Source organism: Lacipirellulaceae bacterium (assembly GCA_040218535.1).
GTDB lineage: Bacteria > Planctomycetota > Planctomycetia > Pirellulales > Lacipirellulaceae > Adhaeretor.
This window is the reverse complement of sequence record JAVJRG010000012.1, coordinates 1,307,885-1,323,405: the sequence shown is the minus strand read 5'-3', so window position 1 is coordinate 1,323,405 and position 15,521 is coordinate 1,307,885. Positions and strand designations below refer to the sequence as shown.

The following is a 15,521-nucleotide window of genomic DNA, read 5'->3' as shown; positions in this document are numbered from 1 at the left end:
GAAGTAATGGTTGGTAGTTTATCGCTTGCGGTTTCGCCGTGCTACGGTTGCCCAAGCTTGGCAAGCACCACGGCGATAATCGCTAAAAGCAGTGCGCTGCCAATCGCCAGCAGCAACTTCAACTTCGCTCGCCGAGCAAGTTGCTGCTCACGCGTGAGGGGCTTCTTGGGCTCCGGTTCCGTCGGAGCAATTTCTTCAGGCTCAATCTCCGCTTGCGGCTTAGCCGGAGCAGGAGTTTCCACTTCCGACGGCGAAGACGCAAGCGATGGGGCCGGCGGCGGAGGCGGTGGGGGCTTGGTTGCAGGAGTTTTCGCTGGTGGCGGTGGTGGCGGAGCTTGAGTTGGCGGAGGGGGCGGCGTTGCTTCCTGCTGAGTCGCCGGCGTCGGCTTGCCGCAATGCGGGCACGCGACGACCTGGCCGATCGATTCGGGAGCGACTTGGGATTCTCCCTGGCAGTTGACGCAGCGGATTTTCAGCATGATTGGATGGCTGTCGGCTCTCGGCGATTGGCTGTCGGCTTTGAAGTGTCAATATAAGCGAGTGAACGTGTCACGTGAACGATGCCATCTAATCACAACCCAAAGCGTAAGCGAGGGAGACAACGAACACTGGTTCTCCCTCGCTTACGCTTCGGGTTATGATTATCAGATGCCCAAACGCTCTTCCAACCGTTCAAACCCTAACCGTACGACCGTCAAGCGGAACGCTTCGGGCAGCGGCTGGGTGTTGATGCCCCCCAAGTGTGTTCGTGAGCGGGCCGAGGATCTTGAAGAAGTCCAGACGATGATCGCCGAAGGGGAGGCGGACATTGCGATCGATGAGCTCCGCTGGCTGCTCGAAGGTTGCAGCGAGATGATGGAGGCTCATTTTCTGCTGGGGAAACTCGCCGCCGAGGTGGATAACGATTTGCCGTTGGCGCGGGGGCATTTTGGGTTCGGCTACAAGATCGGTCAGGAAGCTCTTCGCAAGGCGAAGCATCCAACACCGCTTCCCGCATTGCATCCGGCAAACCGGACCTTCTACGATTGCGGTCGCGGCCTAGTTTGGACGCTCGACGGGCTCGGCAAGAAAGAGATGGCCCTGGAGGTTGTCGAGCATCTGCTCCGTTGCGATCCGAGCGATCCGTTGAACCTTGGAAGCTGGATCGATGAGATCAAAACGGCTGGGACGCAGATTGTCGATGTGGGGTCGCTGTTTGGGCAATTTTAACGCAAAGGCGCGAAGAACGCAGAGAATCGCAAAGACAATTATTCTTGCCGCAGATGAACGCGGATAAACGCAGATAATTCTTAGTTGCACATAACAGTAATCCCACATCTACTCACGCTGTTCATCTCGAACAGGTGTTTGTTTGATCTAGTAAATCTTATCTGTGTTCATCCGTGTTCATCTGTGGCTAAAAGACCTTTCTTCGCGTTTCTTAGCGTCCTCTGCGGCTTTGCGTTGAAATTCTAGGGCAACGGCAGGTTTCGTAGTTCGTACTCGATTGTCTTTGCGCGAATCGCCGCGGGGGTTTTGTAGACCCACGTATAATCAGCGATGTCGCCTTCCAGTTCATAGAGATACGCAAAGCCTATCTCTTCGTTAGAACGCATTGTCGTTTCGTACCCGGCGTTGTCGAGCGTCTTGCCGTCGGCATTTTCCAGCACGGCCAGATTGTCGAACACCCAATCGCCGTGGGAATCGAGTTCCGCAGCCTTTCCCTTCACCCGAATCCGCATGTGGATCTCGCACAATCCCTCTAACGGAACAAAGCGGGTGAGCTTGACGAACACACCGTCGGCTTCCTTCTCCGTGCCTAGCGACTCTTTGATTTTGCCGAACCGAAACTCGACTTGCCGTGCCGGGGCGAGGACGGTCAGTTTGCCCGTCAGTGATTTCAGGCGGCTCGACTTGCGATTGGGAAGCTCGAAGGGCAACAGGATTTCGGTGGCGTAAGAATTCTGCTGCAGATCGATATCGAACTCGGCGTCGGGATACTTAATGGGTACTGGCTCATCGCGATCGTCGGAGGCACTCACGTCGGCAACTTTCTGCGTCATGGAAATTGGCTGCAGGCGGGGTTCCCAGGCGACGTTGATCGTCACGTTTAGGCGATTCTCCGAAGGAGTCACCATGCTCCGTCTCGTGGTCAACTCCGTCGCCTCAATGCGAAACGGCCCCGCGTAGCTACCGCGGCTCTTGCGCGTGGTCGAGCCGGGTTCCAGTTCAACGAGCCCCAGTCCCTCGTCGCCTGAAAATTCGTACGGTTTGAGCGCGGCCTGATCGAGGATTTCATCCGCGGCTGGCCAAAAGTCGCGGTCGTTGATGCTCAGTGAGAGCGTCCGCGGCGTTCGCTCCTGCCCGATGTGGCCGCGGTAATCCATCAGCCGGTTGCCGGTTTGTTTTTCGAGATGCTCCAAAACATCGTCCAGCGGAACTTGCTGTTCGCTGAACGAAAACTTGCTGGGCAGGAAGATCTGCTCAGCGGCCGCATCCACGACCGCGGTGTGAACACGGCGAAGTCGCGTCTGGGCCGTGCTCGAGATGTCTTGCTGCGGCTGCAGAATGGCGAGGAAGGCTTCGAGCGACTCCGCGGGGCGAAGTGGGGCAAGCTCCGTGAGCTTCATTTGCTCGTCGACGACTTTCTGATCATCGCTCTTGATGATCTTCTGCACGAGCTCTGTGGCTTCCTCGTGCCAGTCAGGCAGCTCCTCTTCGTCGGCCATCGACGATCGTAGATTCGTCGAGAGCAGTACAAACAATAGGAAAAGCTTTGCTGCAAAACGCATAACTGGCACCATCGGCAATGAGGTCTGTCCGCGTGGTCCATTGTAACGACTTTACGCCTTACAACGAAGCAATTGCATGCCGGTGAGCTACACTTGCTCGCCGATCAGATTTGGCCAGAAATCACAAGGGCTCAACCCTACAAGAACCATGGACCCTCTCCGCATTATCCTCTCTGTGATACTCGCCTCCTGGCTAAGCGTGCACTCCGCAAGTGCTAAAGGACCTGCAAACTTCATGCTGCGCGCGACGGTCGAGGGCAAGCGGATTGAAGGGCAGCCGTTGGCTTGGAGCGACTCGCAGATGATGCTCTTGGGGCGGGATGGGCAGTTGCATGAGTTTCACCCCAAGGCGGCGAAGCAAGCGAAGAAGATTGGCAAGGGTTTCGTTGGCTATACCAGTGCCCAGATGGTCGAACGCCTACGGGGCGAGTTTGATCGGACTTATGACGTCGCGACCACCCAACACTTTGTCGTCGTGCATCCGCGCGGGCAGTGGGCGGCTTGGGCGAATCGGTTAGAGTCGCTCTATCGATCGTTTAACCATTACATGAGCGTCCGTGGTTTTCGTATGCAGAAGCCGAAAACACCACTCGCTGCCGTGGTGTTTCGCAATCAGACAGACTATTACCATTACGCCGCCGCGGATGGCACGCCGTTGCAGCCGGGGACGCTCGGGCACTACTCGCCTCAGAGTAATCGTATCTTCTTGTTCGACATCACCGGAGGAAGCGGCGACGCGGAGTGGCTCGCCAACGCCGAGACCATCATCCACGAAGCGACCCATCAGACAGCCTACAACACGGGCGTTCATCGGCGATTTGCAGAGCAACCCCGTTGGTTGGTCGAAGGGCTGGCGATGATGTTCGAAGCGCCCGGCGTGTGGGGAGCGAACTCGCTGCAAGGAATAGAAACACGGATCAATCGTGGTCGGCTCGACGACTTCCGCCGCAGTGTTCCCGGTGGTCACCCTGAATGGATCCTGCAAACGGTGGCCAGCGATAGTGCGTTCGCGCGGAACCCTGGCAAGTCGTACGCCGCGGCGTGGACGCTCTCGTTCTATCTCTGCGAGACGCAGCCCAAAGAGTATTCCCGGTATCTAGCTCGTGTGGCGGCGCGGAAACCGTTTACCCAGTACCCGTCGAAGGAACGCGTCGCCGACTTTGCCGCGGCGTTTGGGAAGGACTTCGATTTGCTTGATGCGCAAGTGCAGCGGTTTGTGAATGAGTTGCCTTAACCTCTAAGTCCACAAGCAATTCGTTAATAGCCCCGGAGTTTATCGCGTAGGGAATGCCAATTGACGATCTTCGGTCGAGCTTTGCGGACTGCGAGCCAGCGGAGTGTTGCCGAGACCGAAACTAGCCGCGGCATGTTTCGACCTCGGTGATCCGCCGTTCAAATAGAACGCCTCTCGCTCGGTCGAAAGCGAGCGATGTACTGGTCACCCCGGGATAAATCCCGGGGCTATGAACTTTCGCCGCTCCGCGGCTGGGCATTGATGCATCACAGCGGTGCCGGCACATCCCGCTTGCAGAAGATCGTCGTGGCTGCGATTAGTGCCATTGCGCCGAGTCCGTAGAGGATCGCGTTGTATTGCCAGAACATTGGTAGATACTTCTCGGAATTCTCGGGGATTCCGACGGTCAGCAGTGTGGGCTCGTAAGCGGTGAGGAATGAGAACTTCTTCAACAGCGCGTAATCGGCGGAGAGCAGGCCGACGATCTTGAAGGCGATTTGTGAAAAGTAAAAGCCGACCATGATGGCTACCGCTTGAGCACGGGAGCTTGCCAATGCGGAGACGAGCGTCGACATTCCTAAGAGAAACACTCCGATGCCGACGAAGTTGATCGTCGACGGCCAGTAGGAGAGCGCGGAAGGAGGAATTTCGAACTTGGAGGTTGCGATTCCGAAGGTCGTGCTGAGCCAAGCGATGCCTCCTAGGAGGATCACCCCGAGGATCGACACCGCCGTGTGCGAGTTGGCAATGGTCAGTCGCCTCAAGGGTTGGGCGAGCAGCATCTCCATCGTGCCGTCACCAATTCGCCCGGCGAAGCAATCCGAGCCACGCGAGACGGCCCACAACGCGGCCATCAAAACCACGGGGAGTTCTTCGTACCCGAAAGCAACACGACCCAAAGGAGCGGCCAGCGCATCAATGGGCACTGGCAAAAGTTTCCCGAAGAACGACGGTAAGCTCTCAAACATATCGAGAACCGAGTTGCCGTCGATCTGTGAAGCGACCCAAACTCGTAACCAGATAAACGCGAACAGCATCACGCCGCAGCCGAGAAGCAAGGCGCGGCTGGCGGCGAGGGAGCGAAGGATAAGGCCGGGGTGAAGCATAGAGTTTTTCAGTATTCAGTTTTCAGTGTTCAGTTCACATCAAGTTTGATTGTCTGCAAGGCAAGCGGAATGAGGTCACTTGCGTTGCCTCCAGAATCAGCGCTACATCGAAGACTGAAAACTGAACACTGACAACTGAAAACTACTTCACTCCCTCGCCTTTAGCACCGCAACGAGATCGAGTTCGTCCAAGCGTCGTCTTACGACAAGCCCCGAGGCGATCGACGCCACCAATACTACTAACGCAGACCATGCGTAAGTGTAACGGCTAATTACCAAGGGAAAGCGGAAGAGCTCCTGGTCGAAGGCGGTGCACATCCACCAAGCGAAGCCGCGGCCCATGACCAAGCCTAGCGGTATTGCCAGCAGTGTCACAACCGCCAACTCTCCCAACAGAATGCTCGAAATCTCGCGGCGTGTGAAGCCGATCACGCGAAGTGTTGCCAGTTCGCGGGTTCGTTCGGCGAGCGAAATCCGAGCACTGTTGTAGATTACCCCCACAGCAATGATGACCGCGAACAGCAGGTTAATCGACTTCATCGTGCCGAGGTTTTCGGCCACCGTGCTGGCGAAGCTTTCGATGGCGTGTCGCTTCACCACCACGCCCGAGATGTGCGGTGTCTCCTTGAGTTCGCGATAAAGCTCTGTTTCGTGGGCCGGATCGACGAGCAGATGTGCCCCCGTCACAACTGGGCCTTCTAGCATGATTCGGTGGAGACTTTCGATGTCCATGTACGCGCTCAGTCCGGCAAAGTCTTTCAGCGTGGCGGCGATCATCACTTGCCGTACGGGGCGTTTCTCTTGGAGGACTTCCACCTGCACAAAGTCGCCCACATCGACGTGCAAGGTTTCGGCTAGCTTCTTGGAGACGAGCAGCCCCTCAGGTGGCAGAGGGGTTTCGCGACCGTCCATGTTCACCAGGCCAAACAGGTCGGCGTCCGGTCGGATTCCCATGATGCCAACCCGACGGCTGTGGGGCCCGGAGCGCATGCGAGCGGAGACGGAACGGTTCGGTTCCACTTTCAAGACGCCAGGAAGACTGCCCAGTTCGTAAACGGCTCGATCAGAAACGGGGTCGCTCGTGACCACCGCCATGTCGTAACGCTGCACCCAGTGAAATTGGGCGTTCATCATGTAGTCGACAGCATCTTCGAAAAAGTTACCCAGCACCAACACTGACGCTGCCAGCGCGACAGCAAACGTCGAGAGGGCCGTCTTTACCGGATGACGTTCTAGTTGCCGCAACACCATACGCGCCACGGGTGGGAAAAACTTGCCGAGGCCAAGTCGCTCGACGATCGTTGGGCCGTAGCCGGTCGGTGGTTCGGGCCGCATCGCTTCTGCCGGCGGGAGGCTGACCGCTTTCCAAACGGCACGAAGCGTTCCGAGGACGCCAGCGGCAACGCTCACCCCGACCGCCGTGAGGACGATTCCTCCGGTGACTCGATAGGTGAAATCGGGAAAGTGAAACAGCTTGGCGTACATCTCCGTGACAACCCTTCCGAACCATAACCCTAGCGGAATTCCCACGGAAAGACCGCCGGTGACGATGAGCAATACCGACTTGATGTAGTGCCAGCCGACTTCGAGATTCGAGTAGCCAAACGCCTTGAGTGCTGCAATCTGTTCCCGCTGGCTGTTGATCGTCCGCGACATGACGACGTTCAGCAGAAACGCGGCCACGCCGAGAAAAATCGTCGGTGCGAACATGCCCATGTTGCGATTCTGTTCGATCTCGTTATCAACGAACTGGTGGGAGATTTGATCGGTACGATCGTAGGCCCCCAGGCTGCCGTACTCTTCCAGCAAGTCGTCGAGGCGGTCGATGACCTCAGGGGTTGAAGCATCGCGACGGAGGGAGACCGACACGTCGTTGAACGCTTCATCAAGATCGTAAGCGGTGCTGAGGGCCTCTTCGTTCATCCAGAAGACGCCGAAGTGACGGTTATCGGGCACGATGTCGCCCGGCTTGATTTCGTAGATGTACTCGGGGGAGAGGGCAACACCGACGATGCGTAGCTGCTTCATCCGACCGTTGATCACCGCGGAGATCGTATCGCCGAGTTGAAGGTTGTTCGCTTTGACGAACGCCTCGCTGGCGAGGACTTCGTTATCCGCGCGGGGAGTGAGTCGACGACCGCGGCGGAGGAATTGCTGGTTGAGCAGCGGCTCGCGGTCGTCGGGCACGCTGATGAGCCTTCCCGAGGCGGGTTCGTCCAGCCCTTCCATAGACAGGTTCACGCCAACGACGATCCGCGTCTGCACACGAGCGACGCCGGGGATTTCGTTGATGCGTTCACGTAGCGTGTTTGGAGCTCGCTTGAGCGAAGCGAAGACATCAGCGAATTCGTAGCGGTCGTAGTAGGTCTGCTGCGTCAGCTCCAGCGAGTGCAACATGCTTCGTGAAAGGAGAAACGTCGCCACGCCGCAGGACATGACCATGGCAATCGCGACGGCGAGGCCCTTCATCTGCCAAAGGTCGCGGAGCGTCTTGCGGTTGAGGGGGGAGAGGAGCATTCGTGGGGCGAACAGAAGTAATTTCGATTTTTCGATAGGAATCATTACGCCGCAGGCATTACCCATCATAGCCTAGGGTTGGTCAACGGCGAGAGTCAGCGAGTCTTGACCTACCCTAGGTTTAGGCGACATGGATTCAGCGACCGAGAGAAACACATTGAGTACCGACGGCGGATTGCCGAGGTCGCAACGGGCCGAGGTCACCATAACCCGTTTCGACCTGCCCCGTCGTTTTTCGGTACGCATCGCTTCTTGGACGGTCGAATTCTTGTGGCTAACTTTGACCCAGGGTACGACCACACTCACTGGGGCTCGTGATGGTCGAGCCCTGGGCTATGTTATGTAACCACTTCGTGGTATCTCGTTATGCAAACTTCCTACCACGTCAATTCCCTCGCCGGTCGTTGATTCGTATTCCGCTCCACCCCCGTGATCTGCCCGCCCGACAAATGAATCACTCTATCGGCCATGTCGGCGATTACGGCGTTGTGAGTGATCACGGCTGTGGTGGCACCCAGCTCGCGGTTGATCTTTTGAATGGCGTCGAGGACCAGCACGCCGGTTTGCACGTCGAGCGCGCCGGTGGGCTCATCGCAAAGTAATACATCGGGGCGCTTTGCCACGGCGCGAGCGATGGCGACGCGTTGCTGTTCGCCGCCAGACATCTGAGCTGGAAAGTGGTCCATTCGGTCGGCGAGATCGACCAACGCTAGAGACTCTTCAGGCGTCAGCGGATTCTTGGCGATCTCGGTGATCAGTCCGACGTTTTCTTTTGCCGTGAGGCTAGGGATGAGATTGTAGAACTGAAAGACGAACCCAACGTGCTCGCGGCGATAACGCGTGAGTGAGGCGTCAGTGAACTGAGTAAGCGGTTCGCCACGAAACATCACTTCACCCGAGGACGGAGAGTCGAGCCCACCCAAGATATTCAAGAGAGTACTTTTGCCGCTGCCCGAAGGCCCCAGCAGGACGATAAACTCGCCGGCGTAGAGTTCGAGATCAACGCCTCGTAAGGCCTGCACGTCCACCTCGCCCATATGATAGGTTTTGGTGACTTCTCTGGCGGCGAAGATGACTTCGCGCTGGGTGGCAGTCGAATCGGGCATATCTCCGAATATCCCGTGGGTAGCCCAGGCCGTCAAACGAGAATGACGGCCTCTGGGTTTGCTATTTCTGAAATGGAAACCTAGAAATTACTGGTCACTTCTCTGACTCAACAAGACATTCAAGCAGGCAAGACACCAACGTGATCGCCAGACACCAGCTACAATCTCTCATCCTCGTACTGGCAGCGGCTATTTCGGTACAGCGCTTAGCCTTAGCTGGAGGCGGCCCGGAGAATGTCTTCCTGGTGGTTAATCCCAAGAGTGAGGACTCGCTGACCGTTGCAAATCATTATCAGGACTTGCGAGAAATCCCCGCAAGTAATGTGTTCTATCTTTCTTGGAATCCTGCCAGGAAAACGACCCGTCCGAAAAACTTCCGCGAAGAGATTCTGCGTCCGATCATTGACGAAATCAATGAGAGAAAGTTGGGCGGGCAGATTGACATGGTCGTCTACAGCACTCACTACCCTATTTCGATCGACTATCGTCAGGAGTTGAAAGACCAAAAGTTGCCCAAGACCTTAAGGAAAGTCGTCTCGCTAACGGGTGCGACTTATCTTTACCAATTCACTCTTTCTGAACGGATCGAACTGTTCGGGTTGAACACCAACTTTTATTGCCCTTCTTTCGCGACGAGCTTGCAACAGTCGCAAAGCTTTCGCGGGCAGATTCACTGGCAACCGGGAGGGAAGCTCGACGCGAAGTCGGGGCTCCGCTATCTGATGTGTGTTTCCTTGGGAGTGACCTACGGCGGTGGAAACGACGTTGATGAAATCTTGCGTTATCTGAGGTTGGCCAAGCAGGCAGATTTCACCCGTCCCAAGGCGAGAGTTTGCTACATGCTCAATGGGGACATTCGCACGAAGGTCCGGAAACAGACTTTTCAACCGGCAGTAAATGCCCTGCGAAAGCTTGATCTGACTGCGAGTGTCGTCCCGGGGATCGTTCCCGAAGGAAAGAAGAATGTCATCGGCATCACGATGGGCTCTCCCAAACCAAGCCTGACCGGCAAAGTTGGGCTGACGCCAGGCGCGATCGTTGACAATTTGACGAGCCTCGGGGGCCGGTTCGACTTGCCGAAAGAAAAGCGAGGTCAGACCCTATTATCCCACTACCTACGCAACGGGGCTGCCGGAGCCTCGGGGACGGTCATCGAACCCACGGCTGATCCGAGCAAGTTTCCTAATGCGTCCCTTCACCTCCACTACGCCCGTGGGTGCTCGCTGGCGGAGTCGTTCTACCAGTCGGTGCAGTCCCCCTTTCAACTGCTGATCGTGGGCGATCCTCTCTGCCAGCCGTGGGCAACGCAGGCGGACATCTCGTTGGGCAGCGAACTTCCGGCAGTTGTCTCCGGCAAGGTCACACTGAAGCCAGTTGCCAAACGGGTCGAAGGCCAAGACCAAGGGAGTGGAAAACTTCCAGAGATCCTCGGCTACGAGGTTCACGTGGACGGCAGGAAGCAAGCCACGATTGCCCCCGGGCAGACCTACGATTGGGACACAACCCCGTTGGCTGACGGCTACCATCGTTTGGTTGTTGTTGGCCTCGAGAAATCGAGGGTGCAGACGCAGAGTCGCTGGAGCAAGGAGGTGATGGTCAAGAACTTGCGTGAAGCGATCGAGCTGCGGATTTCTGGCGGACAGCAGTTCAACCTTGAGTCGACAATCCGCCTTGAGGTGGAGACAACCAGCCCCATGCAGACAGTCGTCACGCACAACGGCCGGAATCTGGGTAGCCTGACGAAAGGCTCAGGGCAGCTGGAAATCGCGGCAAGCAAGTTGGGTCGCGGCCCCATCATGCTGCAAGCCCAAACCGTCGGAACACCTGAACTGCTGTCACGTCCGGTGCGTATCGAAATCGAGTAGAAGGGCGAACTCGTTGACACGACGCAGACCACTGATACCATTATGTTTACGGCAATTCTTGCCCAAGCGCTAAGACTGAAGATCTAGTACTCCGTGCGGGTAACTGCGGTTGGCGTTGATGAGATAGAGACAATGTCCTGCTTAGGATAGCCTTCGACCTGGACGTTCGTCCCTGCTGGCCAAGTGCCTTAGATGGTTTGCTGCAGGCAAGCCGTTAATCCAGGACCACAAGCAACCCTTCTGATTCTGATTCGACTGGAACCGATTCGATGCAACGATATCGCGTCAATTACGTTTTGCTGGCCATTCTCGTGGTCGGCAGTGTGGCTTTTGCAGCACTTTCCTACGGTGCTTGGTCCTATCAGGTCAGCAACAATGCGACCAAGCTTCTCGTTCGAGCCGACCGTTTGGAGTCTGAGGGCGATCTGGTCAAGGCACGTGAGAATCTCGAGCAGTACCTTAAGCTTCGCAAAGACGACGAAGAGGTTCGCATCCGCTTGGCGCACCTCGCCGACGACATCACCCAAGAAGAGCAAAGCACGATTGAGGACGCTCAAAAAGCTTTCAATATTCTCAAAGACACGGTCACAAAGACCGACGATCCGGAGATTCGTCGCAAGTGGGTCGAGATTCAATTGAAGTTTGGGCGACCGACCGACGCTCTGAAGACGCTCGAACTCTTGATTGCTGACACCCCGGAGGACGCTGAGTTGCAGTCTCTGAAGGCCTTGTGCCTTTATCGAGCAAAGTCGTACAGCAAGATGCTGAAGCATGGCTATGAAATGATCGGCTACAACCGGGCCACGGAAGAGTTCGACATCGACAAGGCGACGGCTCCCGGAGAGATCGACACCTACGCCTTGCTCTCAAGCCATCTCTCGACGCTGGAAGATACTGAAGAATTAACAGAGCGAATCATCGAACAGATGGTTGTCGCCAATCCCGACAACTACAAGTCGCATCTGACAAACTACGACGCGGTTCGCAGAAAACTCTCGAAGGCGAGAAAAAGCGGCCAGCGCGAAATCGCCACTCTCGAAACGGCCGTACTGAAAGCCCCTTCAGAGAATCAGAAAGAAGCGATCCGAGAAGAAATCGAAGAGAAGCAGGAGGAAATCGACTCAGGAATTGAAGAACTCGAGAATCAGGCTGAAGAATCTTTGAGCAAAGCCTACGAATTGGGCCCCGAGGAACCCGAAGTACTTCTTGCCAAGGGCCTCAGGGCATTTAACGACGAACAATACGATGAAGCCCTGAAGTTTTATCGCGAGGGTGAAACGACGGCAGAGAATAGTAGCCCGTTTGAACATCGCATTGCCCTGACCTTGCTGGCCCAGGAGAAAAACGAAGAAGCGAAGGAGTACCTCTACGAAATACAGAAAAAGCAAGGGATTGTCCTGCAAGGTTACTACTCCGCAAAACTTCTTGCCGAGCTGTTACTTGTTGATGGAGAGACTGAGAAGCTCGAGAAACAGCTAGAAGAGCTCGACCGCGGCAAGCACCCCATCTTTGAGTCGGTTGCCACATACTATCGTGCCCGCCAGGCACAGGCGTCTGGCGACTACAAGAAGGCGATCAAGTTCTATCAGCAAGTAAGGCCGAAACTCACGGTCGACAAGGACCTGCAGCTAAGAGCCGGGCTTCTGCAAGCGCAATGCCACCAGCTCATCTCTGAGAACGACTTGGCACTCGACGTTTTGAAATCGCTAAAGCAGGCTTTCCCAGATAGCGAACTTGTCGCGAAGAATCTGACGGACCTTCGCAGAAGAGTTGGAGCCGATGGGGCGAAAGGTCCAGCCCAGGAGTTGCAAGCCCAGATCGACAAGCAGCTCACACTCGATGACTCTGAGCAAGATTGGTCTACAGTGCAGCGTTTCATCGATAGCTTAGTTGATCGAAAGCTGGCAACCGAAGCGCAGAAGCACCTTTATGAAGCACAGGTAGCCGCTGCACGCGAACGCTGGAAAGAAGCCCAGAATCGCATCCGCGACGCTTACGCAAAAGACGATCAGGACGTCAACATCCACTATTCGGTTGCTCGACTGTTGAAAATTATGCCGGGCAAAGGGCCGTCTGTGGCGCTGAAGTCGCTCGACAAGACGGTTAAAAAGTTTGGCGACACCCCTTCTTCGCGAATCATGCGTGCCGACTTGCTAGCCGCACTCTATCGTGAAACTCGTGATGATAGGCTGTCGGATCAGATCCTCTCAGTAACGGAAAACATGGGGGACTGGAACGATCGTCAAAAGGCGATGATCTGGGAGTCCGTAGGGCGAGAGTATCGATCTCTTCGCAAGCTTGACGAGGCTTGGCGAGCAACGCTCAAGGCGACCAAGCTATCTCCTAGCACGGTATCGCTTTATGAGTCCCTCTTTGAAATCGCTGCCCAGGATCGCAACGATGCACGGATGGAAGAATCCCAAGAGCTACTGCTGAAGTATCTCGGCGATAAAGAGGACCCTGCCTACTTGGCTCTCTCCGCTCGACGCATCATGACTGGCGTCAGCACGGGGGGCTTGGCGGCTAGCGAGCTCGAGAAAGCTCGCGATATGATCCAGAAAGCGCTCGTCAAACGACCAAGTTGGTCGAAGTTACATGTACTACAAGGTCAGCTTGCCCTGCAAGGCACCGAAGACTCGCGAGACATTGGTGCAGCGATCGAGAGTTTCCGCGAGGCATTCAAGAATGCCCGGCCTCAACCTCAGGTCGTAGCCATCTTGGTCCGATTGCTCGCCCGACAACGGCAGTACGACGAGGCTTATCGTCAAATGCAGGCGATCCCGTTGACGCAGCGCGCCGCGCTTCTCAGTACGACAGAAGCAGAAATCCTGCGAAATGTTGGCGATGCGGAAGGGGCCTACAAGTCGGCTGAGAAACTTGTGGAATCAGCGCCTGAGGACGCGAACGTTCAGCTCTGGTTCGCAGACATGGCAAGCAACGCGAACAATCTGGATGCCGCTATCGAAGCTGCCAATCGCTCCGTCGAGCTACAGCCCGGCAGCCTACGTGCCTGGAACGCCTTGGTCACTATCTATTTGCAACGCAAGGAACCTGACGAAGTCGAAAGAACACTTCGACGTGCCCAGCTCGCATTGGATGCGAATTTCATCCCAAATCTGACGGCTCAGTATTACCTTCGCGTCGGAAAGTGGACTCGCGCTGAGAACATCAAGTTAGCCGATTGGGAGTCCGGCCCTCAAGACTCACGCGCCGCGAGAGAAATGGCCAATTTCTACCTGATTTGGGATGTGAACAAGCCCGGCTCTCCTGAGATCATCGAAAAAGCAAAGCCTTTCATTAATCACATCATCAATGAAGCCTACGATGGCAAGATTGCATTTGATAGTGATGATGCTCAGTGGGCTCTGCGCAAAGCCGCCACGATGATGGCACGCACGGGAGATTATCGCGACTCTGTGAAAGCGGAAAAATTGCTGACCACTGCTTACGAGGCGGCCCAAGAGAAAGAGCAGATGGCCAACCTTCTGGCGGACATTCTGGCGGTCCGTCGCGATCCCAACTCTTGGCTACGTGCTGTTGACATCTTTCAAGATCTCAAGAAAAGAGTCGGCCTACAGAAAGCAAGCGATGTTCGTCTAGCTCGGCTCCTCTTTCAAGTTGGTGAATGGGAGGCCTGCAAAGAACACACTGAAGAACTACTAACGCGTTATTCCGATGATGTAAAAATTCGCGTGATGTACCTCGCCATGCTTATTGAGAAAGGGGAATTCAAGGAAGCTGACCGATATTTGACCGGCATCCAGGAACTTGATCCCAAGGGCAAGCTGACCGGTGAGCTTCGCATCCAACTGGCTGCTGCTCGGGGCGACACCAAGCAGACGCGACGCTTGCTCGAGGCGTTGACGCCTAGCGCTCGCAAGCTGACGAACGAAACCCTCCCGCGGTTACTCACCGTCGCGAAAATTGCAACAGGTGCAAAAGATTATGAGTACGCGGAACAACTTATGGAGACGTTCCTCAAATACCAAAAGAACAACGCCGAAATACGATTGCAGCTGGCCAAACTGCGAGCCATGCACCTGGATGCTGAGCAAGGATTGCAAGACATGCGTCCGTTCTTTAATGACAATATGACTTCTATTTTGCAAGCCAGTGTCGCTGCCCTCCGCGCTCGAAGACCTGAGTACGGCGATAAGCTCGACGATGTCGTAAACCAGCGAGTCCAAAGAGCCCTTCGCGACGACCCCGAAGCAGCATCACGCCTGCTTGCGGAAGCAGAAACCTTCGAGATTCAAGAGCAATTCGACAAGGCAATTGCCGCCTATGAGAAGATGCTTGAACGTGACGATCTGCCGATGACGATTCGTGCCAGCGCCACCAATAATCTGGCCTACTTGTACGCTCTGAGTGGTCAGCAGGTCGATAGAGCACTGGAACTCGTTGGCCAAGCGATCGAGCTGCTCGGTCCGTTGTCTGACGTTCTCGACACCCGCGGAGTTATTCATGTTGCTGCTGGAAATGCAGATAAGGCCGTTGAAGACATGCGAATGGCCGTTCGCATCGGCGAAACGCCTAGTAAATTCTTCCACCTGACACAGGCCGAGTTGCTCGCTGGCAATAAGGACGAGGCCATTGCGGCATGGAATCGGGCGGAGGAACTAGGGCTGGAACCCTCCGTGGTGACTCCACTTGAGCAAGATGGATACCAGCAGACCAAGCAAAAAATCGAGGCTTTAGACTCTGGGGATGCTGATCTCTAGGATCGACGAAGCTGCTAGAGGCGGTTTCTAGCTCTCGTTTCGTCCTGACGGTTGTCGCGGTTGTATGGCCAGACGTGACGGCAAGCCAATCTGTGAGTAGGATAGAGCTTTCGGTGCGAGATGTCCGGGGGGATATCTTGGGCAAGCTCGCTGAAGAACTGTGCCTCCCGAGCATTCGATGATTCGCCTGTTCAGTCACTT

Annotated in this window: 10 protein-coding genes; 5 read left to right on the top strand and 5 right to left on the bottom strand. The window is 55.8% G+C overall.

What is annotated here, in order from left to right:
- Positions 1 to 41: 41 nt before the first annotated feature.
- Positions 42 to 479, bottom strand: coding sequence for a hypothetical protein (locus tag RIB44_19255; protein MEQ8618716.1), 438 nt, complete (start codon positions 477 to 479; stop codon positions 42 to 44).
- Positions 480 to 648: 169 nt separating this feature from the next.
- Between RIB44_19255 and RIB44_19250 the strand changes: the two genes are divergently transcribed.
- Positions 649 to 1,209, top strand: coding sequence for a hypothetical protein (locus tag RIB44_19250; protein ID MEQ8618715.1), 561 nt, complete (start codon positions 649 to 651; stop codon positions 1,207 to 1,209).
- 242 nt (positions 1,210 to 1,451) lie between these two features.
- On the opposite strand, the gene RIB44_19245 is transcribed toward RIB44_19250, so the two are convergent.
- Positions 1,452 to 2,708, bottom strand: a complete 1,257-nt coding sequence (locus RIB44_19245; GenBank protein ID MEQ8618714.1) for a hypothetical protein — start codon at positions 2,706 to 2,708, stop codon at positions 1,452 to 1,454.
- 211 nt (positions 2,709 to 2,919) lie between these two features.
- Here RIB44_19245 and RIB44_19240 point away from each other — a divergent pair, with 211 nt between their 5' ends.
- The gene (locus tag RIB44_19240; protein MEQ8618713.1) at positions 2,920 to 4,005 is read left to right on the top strand and encodes a DUF1570 domain-containing protein; all 1,086 of its coding nucleotides are present in this window, start codon (positions 2,920 to 2,922) and stop codon (positions 4,003 to 4,005) included.
- Between the two features lie 266 nt (positions 4,006 to 4,271).
- Here RIB44_19240 and RIB44_19235 read toward each other — a convergent pair whose 3' ends face one another.
- Together RIB44_19235 and RIB44_19230 are read right to left on the bottom strand one after the other, a co-directional pair.
- Positions 4,272 to 5,111: an ABC transporter permease subunit gene (locus RIB44_19235; GenBank protein ID MEQ8618712.1), complete on the bottom strand. Its 840-nt coding sequence runs from the start codon at positions 5,109 to 5,111 to the stop codon at positions 4,272 to 4,274.
- Positions 5,112 to 5,258: 147 nt separating this feature from the next.
- Positions 5,259 to 7,628: an FtsX-like permease family protein gene (locus RIB44_19230; protein MEQ8618711.1), complete on the bottom strand. Its 2,370-nt coding sequence runs from the start codon at positions 7,626 to 7,628 to the stop codon at positions 5,259 to 5,261.
- Positions 7,629 to 7,758: 130 nt separating this feature from the next.
- Here RIB44_19230 and RIB44_19225 point away from each other — a divergent pair, with 130 nt between their 5' ends.
- Positions 7,759 to 7,974, top strand: coding sequence for a hypothetical protein (locus RIB44_19225; GenBank protein MEQ8618710.1), 216 nt, complete (start codon positions 7,759 to 7,761; stop codon positions 7,972 to 7,974).
- Positions 7,975 to 8,005: 31 nt separating this feature from the next.
- On the opposite strand, the gene RIB44_19220 is transcribed toward RIB44_19225, so the two are convergent.
- Complete coding sequence (locus RIB44_19220; GenBank protein MEQ8618709.1) at positions 8,006 to 8,734, bottom strand: ABC transporter ATP-binding protein; 729 nt, start codon at positions 8,732 to 8,734, stop codon at positions 8,006 to 8,008.
- Between the two features lie 140 nt (positions 8,735 to 8,874).
- Between RIB44_19220 and RIB44_19215 the strand changes: the two genes are divergently transcribed.
- Positions 8,875 to 10,599 carry a hypothetical protein gene (locus tag RIB44_19215; protein MEQ8618708.1) on the top strand — a complete coding sequence of 575 codons (1,725 nt, stop codon included), beginning with the start codon at positions 8,875 to 8,877 and terminating at the stop codon, positions 10,597 to 10,599.
- A 269-nt stretch (positions 10,600 to 10,868) separates the two neighbouring features.
- Positions 10,869 to 15,320 (top strand): tetratricopeptide repeat protein, encoded by a 4,452-nt coding sequence (locus tag RIB44_19210; GenBank protein MEQ8618707.1) that lies wholly within the window; start codon positions 10,869 to 10,871, stop codon positions 15,318 to 15,320.
- Positions 15,321 to 15,521 lie beyond the last annotated feature (201 nt).

Excerpts from the sequence above, each read along its gene's own strand:
- RIB44_19255 (MEQ8618716.1), bottom strand. The coding sequence starts at position 479 with ATGCTGAAAATCCGCTGCGTCAACTGCCAGGGAGAATCCCAAGTCGCT.
- RIB44_19250 (MEQ8618715.1), top strand. The coding sequence starts at position 649 with ATGCCCAAACGCTCTTCCAACCGTTCAAACCCTAACCGTACGACCGTC.
- RIB44_19245 (MEQ8618714.1), bottom strand. The coding sequence starts at position 2,708 with ATGGCCGACGAAGAGGAGCTGCCTGACTGGCACGAGGAAGCCACAGAG.
- RIB44_19240 (MEQ8618713.1), top strand. The coding sequence starts at position 2,920 with ATGGACCCTCTCCGCATTATCCTCTCTGTGATACTCGCCTCCTGGCTA.
- RIB44_19235 (MEQ8618712.1), bottom strand. The coding sequence starts at position 5,111 with ATGCTTCACCCCGGCCTTATCCTTCGCTCCCTCGCCGCCAGCCGCGCC.
- RIB44_19230 (MEQ8618711.1), bottom strand. The coding sequence starts at position 7,628 with ATGCTCCTCTCCCCCCTCAACCGCAAGACGCTCCGCGACCTTTGGCAG.
- RIB44_19225 (MEQ8618710.1), top strand. The coding sequence starts at position 7,759 with ATGGATTCAGCGACCGAGAGAAACACATTGAGTACCGACGGCGGATTG.
- RIB44_19220 (MEQ8618709.1), bottom strand. The coding sequence starts at position 8,734 with ATGCCCGATTCGACTGCCACCCAGCGCGAAGTCATCTTCGCCGCCAGA.
- RIB44_19210 (MEQ8618707.1), top strand. The coding sequence starts at position 10,869 with ATGCAACGATATCGCGTCAATTACGTTTTGCTGGCCATTCTCGTGGTC.